Origin of the sequence: Marinobacter sp. ST-43, from assembly GCF_030541085.1 — a bacterium.
In the GTDB taxonomy this organism is placed as follows: Bacteria; Pseudomonadota; Gammaproteobacteria; order Pseudomonadales; family Oleiphilaceae; genus Marinobacter; species Marinobacter nauticus.
Genome location: NZ_JASSVO010000009.1, coordinates 111,174 through 119,471 on the forward strand (window position 1 = coordinate 111,174; position 8,298 = coordinate 119,471).

The 8,298-nt window shown below is 55.8% G+C and carries 7 protein-coding genes and 2 rRNA genes; all 9 read right to left on the reverse strand.

The window, feature by feature from the left end; all coding sequences use genetic code 11:
- Nucleotides 1–23: 23 nt before the first annotated feature.
- On the reverse strand, nt 24–668 hold the full coding sequence (locus QPL98_RS12750) for a hypothetical protein (RefSeq protein WP_114434842.1): 645 nt from the start codon (nt 666–668) through the stop codon (nt 24–26).
- Entirely contained in the window at nt 668–1,396 is a 729-nt protein-coding gene (locus tag QPL98_RS12755; protein ID WP_303293370.1) for a type III pantothenate kinase, read from the reverse strand. Before QPL98_RS12755 ends, QPL98_RS12750 begins: the two co-directional genes overlap by 1 nt.
- Nucleotides 1,393–2,352: a biotin--[acetyl-CoA-carboxylase] ligase gene (locus QPL98_RS12760; protein WP_303293371.1), complete on the reverse strand. Its 960-nt coding sequence runs from the start codon at nt 2,350–2,352 to the stop codon at nt 1,393–1,395. The genes QPL98_RS12755 and QPL98_RS12760 overlap by 4 nt, the downstream gene beginning before the upstream one ends.
- A 104-nt stretch (nt 2,353–2,456) precedes the next feature.
- Nucleotides 2,457–4,850, reverse strand: coding sequence for a DUF6160 family protein (locus tag QPL98_RS12765; RefSeq protein WP_303293372.1), 2,394 nt, complete (start codon nt 4,848–4,850; stop codon nt 2,457–2,459).
- A 12-nt stretch (nt 4,851–4,862) separates the two neighbouring features.
- A complete protein-coding gene (locus QPL98_RS12770; RefSeq protein ID WP_286715935.1) occupies nt 4,863–5,420 on the reverse strand; it encodes a hypothetical protein in 558 nt (185 codons plus the stop codon).
- Nucleotides 5,417–6,376 carry a hypothetical protein gene (locus QPL98_RS12775; protein WP_303293373.1) on the reverse strand — a complete coding sequence of 320 codons (960 nt, stop codon included), beginning with the start codon at nt 6,374–6,376 and terminating at the stop codon, nt 5,417–5,419. Before QPL98_RS12775 ends, QPL98_RS12770 begins: the two co-directional genes overlap by 4 nt.
- A gap of 107 nt (nt 6,377–6,483) precedes the next feature.
- Entirely contained in the window at nt 6,484–7,686 is a 1,203-nt protein-coding gene (locus QPL98_RS12780; RefSeq protein WP_226538183.1) for a DUF6160 family protein, read from the reverse strand.
- 228 nt (nt 7,687–7,914) lie between these two features.
- Nucleotides 7,915–8,029 (reverse strand): 5S ribosomal RNA (gene rrf / locus QPL98_RS12785).
- Nucleotides 8,030–8,112: 83 nt separating this feature from the next.
- A 23S ribosomal RNA gene (locus QPL98_RS12790) occupies nt 8,113–8,298 on the reverse strand; the annotation flags it as partial.

Genomic DNA, 8,298 nt, shown 5'->3' on the forward strand with positions numbered 1-8,298 from the left:
GCCTGTTCAGCGAGGGCGGTATACTACGGATTTTTTTCCGGCCTTGCAACACCTTCACAAGCATTGCTTTCAACGAAATCGAACTCGTAACCGGTTTCCGCTTCAACCGCTTGAACCCATTCACTTTCTGCCATGGATTCAACCTCAAAAACGAGCGCGTATCCTAAACGATTTCGAGGGAACTTGGCCAGCACTACATTCAGATTTGCCTGTTTTTTTTCTGCCATTACCGATTGCGCAGCCTCAAGGGATTCGAACAGCCCCAGGGAAATGGCGTTACGGTACTCTCCACGGGAAACAATGTACGATTCCACGCCCTGAAGATAGAGCTCACGGAACTGGGCTCGCGCGGCTTCCGGCGGCTGCGGAGGAATCAATACCCAATGCAGGGGCGGTAACTCCTTCTCAACCTCAACAATGCCGACTCTATGCTTGAGACCGGCCGCCACATTCTCGGCGTCATCCCTCGCATCAAACATTCCGAGCGTTATCCGTAGACAACTCTCTTCCCGGGAGAGGCTCTCCATGGTCTCGGAAGCCACTTTCAGACTGGAGACACGTGGCAGGGTTCCAGATGAAACGCCAACATAACGGGATGGCTCGATCCAGGCCGGCACAAACCAAACGGCCAGATTGAGAGCTGCCAACAGAAACGCCAGCCACTTCATCACAGAACGCCCGCCCTGGCGATTCGCTCAAGACCGTCAAGCACCATACCCTCAACTACGTTTGCCTCAAGACCAAGGGCCTGCAAACGCCGGGCATCGCCACCGGTCAGATAGATCGCAGAGAGTCCAAAGGCTTTTGCATCGCGATGAATCCCCTGGACAAGGGCCTCGGTGAGCCAGGCCAGACCGTGGTTGACGCATTCGCCGGTCGATTGTCCCGGGCGGGTGGCGAGTTGCTCACTCTGCTCAAATCCAATTCGTGCCGCATCCACTTTCAGACTACGGCGCATCATCTGGAGCCCAGGAAGAATGTAGCCACCGAGGTGTCGCCCGCTGGCATTCACATAGTCCACGGTGACGGCGCTACCAGCATCGACAACGGCGAAAGAAGCCTTACACCTGACCCAGCCTGCCAGCATGGCATGCCATCGATCAGCCCCCATGCGCGACACATCCCCATAGGAATTGGACAGGCCATCGCGCGTCGACTCAGCCCAGCAATATTCAACAGGCACCTTGGCCCGGGCAAGCAACAGTTCATGAAGTTGCGCGCGGGCGCTTTCCGAGGCCACCGTCGACACCAGAATTCTTTCGATGTCAGACCAGTACCCTGAAAGTCCTGTCAGGGGCTCAGCATCTGCCATGACCGCTGCCCCTTCAAGAGGGCCGCCTGTTCCAGTCAGTCGCCATTTCAGGCGGGTATTACCAGCGTCAATCAACAGAATCATTCAGACACCCGCAAACTGATATCGCCCGCCCGCACCGGTATTTCGCCCTCTGCTGTTTTCAGGAGGTAGTTTCCGGTTTCGTCGATACCGCCTCCCAGGCCCTTTAATTCACCTTCACGGGTGACGAGGGGCAGGCCGCTAAAGATGTCACGGCGCTGCCAGCGCTCCCGGAATTGCCGGAAGCCACCAGCCTCAAATTCCGTCACTGCTGCCAGAATGTGAGTAATCATCCCGGCAGCGAGTTGGTTGCGGACCCAGGCCTGGTCTGGCCAACGCTTGTCCAGGCTCGTCCAGGGCTGATCAACGTCTTCAGCTTGAGTCATATGCACGTTGATACCGATTCCTGCGATCACCTGAACACAACCTTCCTGGAGTTCGCCCTGGATTTCTACCAGGATCCCACCAAATTTCTGGCCCTGGGCAAACAGGTCATTGGGCCACTTGAGCCCTACCTCACCGCCCCCTACCTGCTCAATGGCATTGGCGACGGCAACGCCCAGGGCCAGACTGAGGCCATCCAGGGCCGAGAACCCACCTTTTATCGACAACCCAAGGCTCAGGTAGAGGTTCTGGCCCTTGGGGCTGGCCCAGTTCCGACCTCTTCGACCACGGCCGGACGTCTGACAGTCAGATAACACCACCGGGAGTGGCGCCGACGTCAGTAGGCGCGCAACCTCGGCGTTTGTGGAATCCACTTCATCCAGAACAGCGAACTGTATCCGCTCTCGAACCGAAGCATTGAGCTGACCAAGAATGATGTCACGGTCAAGCAGGTCCAGTGCGGACACCAGCTGGTAACCCTGCCCGCGAATGGTCCGTATGTCAGTTCCGTCGGCGATAGCCTTGCGGATATGCTTCCACACCGCCGTCCGGGAAACGCCCAGCTTCTGGGCCAGCGATTCACCGGAATGGATTTCACGATCACTGAGCAGGGACAGCAATGCATTGGATTTCATCAATGAGCTTCCAGACGGGGAATAAACAAGCCCGGATTAAACAACAGGAGGGGATTGAAAAGCAAAGGGGCAGCACTGGCCTTGCCCCTTTACCGGTCGCGACGTCAGGGGATAGGTGTCGCGGTCAGGTTTGCGCGAATATTCACGTTCTGCAGCACGGCGCCGAACACGGCGGTCTGGGCGCCACCTACAGGATGAACCAGATCGATATTATTTATGGTCAGTTCCTTGAAACGGGTTTCCGCCTTGACCGCGAATCCCAGTGGACGGTTCAGGCGATCAGCCTCCGAAGGAGAGGACACATACCGATAACCCTGGGGGGCCGAGGCATCCATAATCTTTTCGTCTCCACGGGCGCCATTCACCCCCAGCGAGTCCGCTCCATTTTCTTTCTTCACGACTCGGGTCTGGTATACGTCAACGGATAGGTCGGTTTGAATACCGTAGGTATTGTCGTCGAAGCCATCACCATCGAAATCACCACCGTCACTCGTGTAAATATTGTCCAGAACCAGGCGGGTTCCGGAACCATTCACGGCCCGCCCCTGGCCATCGACGGTCCGATTGGTTTCCCACAACAGCGAATTCCGCTTCTCGCTGCTCTGAGCACGGGCGAGGATGTTCTTCATCTCGATCGTGACACCTTCCTCGCCCCGCATTTCCCACTCACCGCCCGATGCCGAACAGGCCGAGGCCGAAGCACCAGCGCCACCCACACAGACGTTGCCGGCACCACCAGGCTTGATCAACGTCGTGCTCCCCTGTTCAAAACGCTGGATCTTCAAACGCCCAAGGCTCTCTCCATCGACACCATTACCGATCCGGACATTGCCGATATCCATGGTGCTCCAGGACTCTTCCGTTGCCAGCGCCAATCCTTCATCGGTAACATCCAGAGTCATGTTACGAACATGACCATCATAGGTCATATCGGTCAGCCAGAGACCTTTCTGGGGCTGCTCACCGTTACCTTCGTCATAAGGAGCGGCAATCACTGCAGCACGACCGTCACGAATGTGAATATCCGAATTAATCGTCAGGCCCTCACCGGAAGCGCCACCGGCTCCGAGCGTCATATGGCCGTCCAGCGTAAAGTCGTAGGCGGGATAGATGCCGAGCGCCAACAACAATTCTGTGCCACCCTGCAATGGCGCATCATCACTGCCAACGCGCATCCCATTAATACGGTAACCGGCCTCAAGCCCCTCAAAACCAATTCTCAAGCCGTCATAGAATCGGGTTCCCCCCTGAATACCGTCACGGGTAACGTTCACGATAATATCACCCTGCCCCCAGGACTGAAGGCCGCTGATAATCACCCTGTTGCCGTCCTCGGTATAGCTCAGATCAGAAAGCCTGAGACTCCACTGGGCAGCCAGCCTCAAACCCTGGGCACCGGCATCGGCATGCCCTCCGCCCTGCAGGTAAAGCGCATTGGTGTAGCTGCGTCCACCAAATACCTGGTCTTCCAACAGAAAGCTCAGGTTGAAGGCCCCAAAGCTCTTACCAGCAGCGCCAATCTCAATGGCTCCGACCTCAACCTCGCCTTCCATTCGCCCAAGCGTTAAACCCACTGCCGGTCGGCCGCGCCAATCCTCATCCACATCCAGACGAAGGTCCTGAATTCGGTAGGAACCAGTGATGTCTCTCAGGGCGAGTGCATGGCCATCATCGTGATAGAGGAAAGACGCGCTATGTATGGTTGTCTCGTTATCAAACCTCAAACCCTCCCCTGCGCGGCCTCCTGCGGATATACCGGTCGTTGAGGACAGTTCGTACTGGCCAGAGAGACCGCCATAGCTGGGCAGCAGGTCACCGTTACCATTGGTGCTACGGCCATATATCGCAGGATCGCTGGAATATCGAATAGCACCGACCTGCCAACTACCAGTTACTCTTGGAGCCGTCAGTTCCAGGGTCTGGCCCACCCGCTCCAGAGTTACTCCCAAGGCCTCAACGGACATCGTAATATCGTCCAGAAACACCGAATTACCGTTGGTTCTATAGCCCAGACGGCCTCCCGTCATGGTGTACGCGGAATCAAATTCATAGCCGGTTCCACCTGCGGTCTGCTGGCGCAGGCTCAAGGTGCCTTGAAGGCTATGATCAAAGAAAATCCCGCCCATACTGACACCGGGCGCGCCGGCCAGCCGGATGTCCGAGAATTCGACCCGCCGGTCTTCTACCAGGTATTCGAGATTCAGCGCAGAATCACTGCCGATATCGATCCTGGTCCGATGAAATGCGCCCTGGCCCGGCACTTCCGAGGAACCCACCCGCATGCCTTCCAGATGGACGCCTTTGTTATCGTCGTAATAGGAAAGCTTGTCTGCGGTCATGGTCAGGTCAGTTTCGATGGTAATCCGGCTCTGGCCTCGTATCTCAGACAGCGCCCGGTCATCAAGGCTCTGGAGATCTGCAGCGGTTATCATCGAATAGCTGCCCAGGCCCAGGACGACCGTACTCAGGGGCAGGATTCCGGAAAGCTTACGAGTCATGATGCCTCCTGGCTAAGGGGTTCCATCCGGAAAAACCAGAAGGTTACCCTGCATGATCACGTCCCCCTGCATTTCCACCGCAAAGATGTCGGTTTGCTGAAAGCCGGGGTCAGTTGGTCGTGGCGTGCTACTGGAAGCGATTCTGAACTGTACGTCAGAAAACCGGACAACATTTGGCAAGCCCAGCTCAATCACATCACGGTCAAAGAGTGCACCATCCCCCCCAAAGCCGGAATCGATCGAACGCACCCTCAGGGTCAGACCCTCAAAGGCGAACATCCCTCGAATTTCATCCAGTACCATCCATCCGCCATCCTGCTTCAGCCGATAGGCAAAGCGAGCACCGCATTTCTTATCTGCCTCATCACACCGGCCAAAGTAATTGTTCTGAACCGGACCTCCCATTTCGTTGATGCTGATGTCGCCAGACAGATAGATCCCCCCCTGGCCGGAGACATCAGCCAGGGCGTCGTCCCCGAGCGGCGACATCTCGGAATACGCCAAGGCGGGAAGCAGGGCCGCAAAGAGCAGGCAAAACCGGGTAGCTGAACAACAAGTCAGACGGATCATGGCGCCAAGTCCTTGGTTCTGATTTCCAGGTGCTGAATGAGCATTCCTTCGATGCGGGCGGAGCCAAAATCCCGGTCACCAACACCAAAGTTGCCAATCCGGAGATTGCTCCGGTATTCCGGATTGGTGTAATAGGCTTCATAGAAGTCCCAGGTTGCGGTATCGCTGCCATCCCGAAGCCCGTTTGCGGCAATCTGCCCGGGTGCCGGCGCAGCGATAGCATCTACCTCCAGCACGAAATTGCCCGTACCGTCGACATCAAAAAACACTGGCTGGAGCTCGTTACCGATCGCCAGTTGAAGGACAAAATCGGACATGGTGATGCGGGAGCCACACTCGCTGCCATCCTGAGTACAGGCGTTGATGGTTAGCTCCGGAGAGTAGAAGTTCAGCTTGAACTGGCCGGCCATTTGCTGGCGCGCGTCATCACCCCAGAGACGCAGGTAGCTGCCGTCAATCACGGCACTTTTCGCATGTATATTCAGGTTGGCAGAGCGGTCGTTGCCCACCGCGACATTCATCTGCATTCCCATATCGGCTCGCTCGCCGATCCAGGATTCAGTCGCGGGGCGGCTTGAACAGGTACCGCTGCCAGCAGCCGCAGAGCCACCCAGGCAATCGTAACCCTCGGCCGCGCTGAGCATCGCAGGAGCGGCGATTTCTAACACCGCCTTATCACGGACCCCAACAGTATTGCCATCCACCACATCAATTCGCCAGGGATGCAGCAGACGGCCCAGGTTAACCGGAGTCAGATTCTGGCCGTAACCGGAATTCGCACCCGCGATATACAAGTGATTCACCGTAATATCGACGTCTTGACCATCTGTGCTTTTGATACCCGTGATTCGGAATATACGGGCCTGATTGCCATTGGCATCTGGCGCATCGGTTCCATGGGAGAAGGTAAAGTTATCGAGAACCAGGCCTATGCCGACGCCATCAATCTCGGACATCTCTGACTCATTAAGAGTCACCATCTCTGCCTGGAGGGGCAAAGACCACAAGAGCACTAACGGCAACATTGCAGTGCAGGGGAAGTTGCAGAACCCGAACCCGCTCATCAGAACAGCCCCCTACCACGGTCTATGTACTCAGTCCGATAACGGTCCGTGCCGTACAACGCCTCATTCAGGTTTACCTCGGTGGCGCCATTGGGGATATTGAAGAATGCGCCGGACGTCGCCCGAATAAAGTCCTCTACCGTGATGTCGGTTTTCTTGACGTCCTTCAGCCAATCCAGATCTTTGGTCTGAAACGAAATAAACGCACCATCGGCGGGACCGGTAATTCGCCGCTCACCATTGACCTCCTCAACCTGGCCAATCGGGAAACTGTTGTAAATATCCAGATCAAAGCAGGAGTCTATGCCCAGCACCATGCAATCCTGGGCATAGACATAGATGTCACCAGCACCACAGCTGAAGAAGGAACAATCCGGCACCTCAATCTCCGAACTGGATCCCCAGCCAATCAGGTTCTTCAGCGACCAGCGGGTGAATCCGGCGGCACCTTCAAGAACGAACTTTTCCCCGTTCGGAATACCGATATACTCCGCACGAATGGGATCAAGCTCGCCAATGCGCGGATCACCTTCCTCGCCATAGACCAGCTGCGCCTTGGTGGCGAGTGGACTGCCGGATTCGAGCAAAGGGGTGAGCAGAACAATCAACTGATCGAAGAAATTGCCGGTGGAGTTAGCCTCCCGCAATCCTTCACCTCGATCGATGATGTCGACATTGACGTTACCCGTCAGCGTTTCGATCTTGCCGGAGAGAATGCCCATGGACTCGCCAAAGCCAAGGCGAACACCTACCACCTCATTGGTGGTTTCATCAAAGGCAAACTCGAAGAACGGGCTATCGATCATGAACGGAACAATCTCATTCTCGCCATAGGCTGAGCCATCGGGGCGATATTGTCGCGGAGAATCAGGGTTCTTGCTGTAGTAGGCCTGGTTATTGATGTACCCGAGCGCAAAATCGCGGATCAGTACATCGGAAGAACCCTGCTTCTCACCCGCTCGCTCATATCGCCCCATCTCGAGAACATCAACATTGGTCTGAATTTCGATATCCATACCGAGATTGACACGGGTATAGGAGGTATTTTCGTTGGGATCGGGATGGTACTGGCGGTCTATGGAGACAAAGGCCTGACCTGTCACCTCGGACAGCTCGGTATCAGAAATGGGCTGCAAATCTGCATGGGCAGCCGAAGACAGCACCATGGACAGCGCGAGGAATAGTCTTTTACGTGTACTCATAGCCATACCTGCCCGCCGTTTTTTGTTATTGACGGCAATGATCGAATGACTGATGAGTGTCTCTGAAGCTGGCTTTTTAGTCTTTTTTTCTGCCAGTCTTGAGGGAATGCTAACGCTATTTACCGAGCGTAACTGTGCGCCTGATCACAGGGTCATATCTGCTCGCTTTCCTGCAGGCAATAAAAAACCCCCGGCAGCTTCGCTGTCGGGGGTTTTTAGGCATTAGGCGCCTGACGATGACCTACTCTCACATGGGCAACGCCACACTACCATCGGCGCAGGTCTGTTTCACTTCTGAGTTCGGGATGGGATCAGGTGGTTCCAGACCGCTATGGTCGTCAGGCAAAACGGTTGATCACTGGGGGACGAGAAGGAACTGAGTGATGTTGATTTCGTTGCGTCATCCGCAATTGTCTTGGGTGTTATATAGTCAAGCCGCACGAGCAATTAGTACCGGTTAGCTCAACGCCTCGCAGCGCTTACACACCCGGCCTATCAACGTCCTGGTCTTGAACGGCTCTTCAGGAGGCTCGAGGCCTCGGGGAGATCTCATCTTGGAAGGGGCTTCCCGCTTAGATGCTTTCAGCGGTTATCCTGTCCGAACATAGCTAC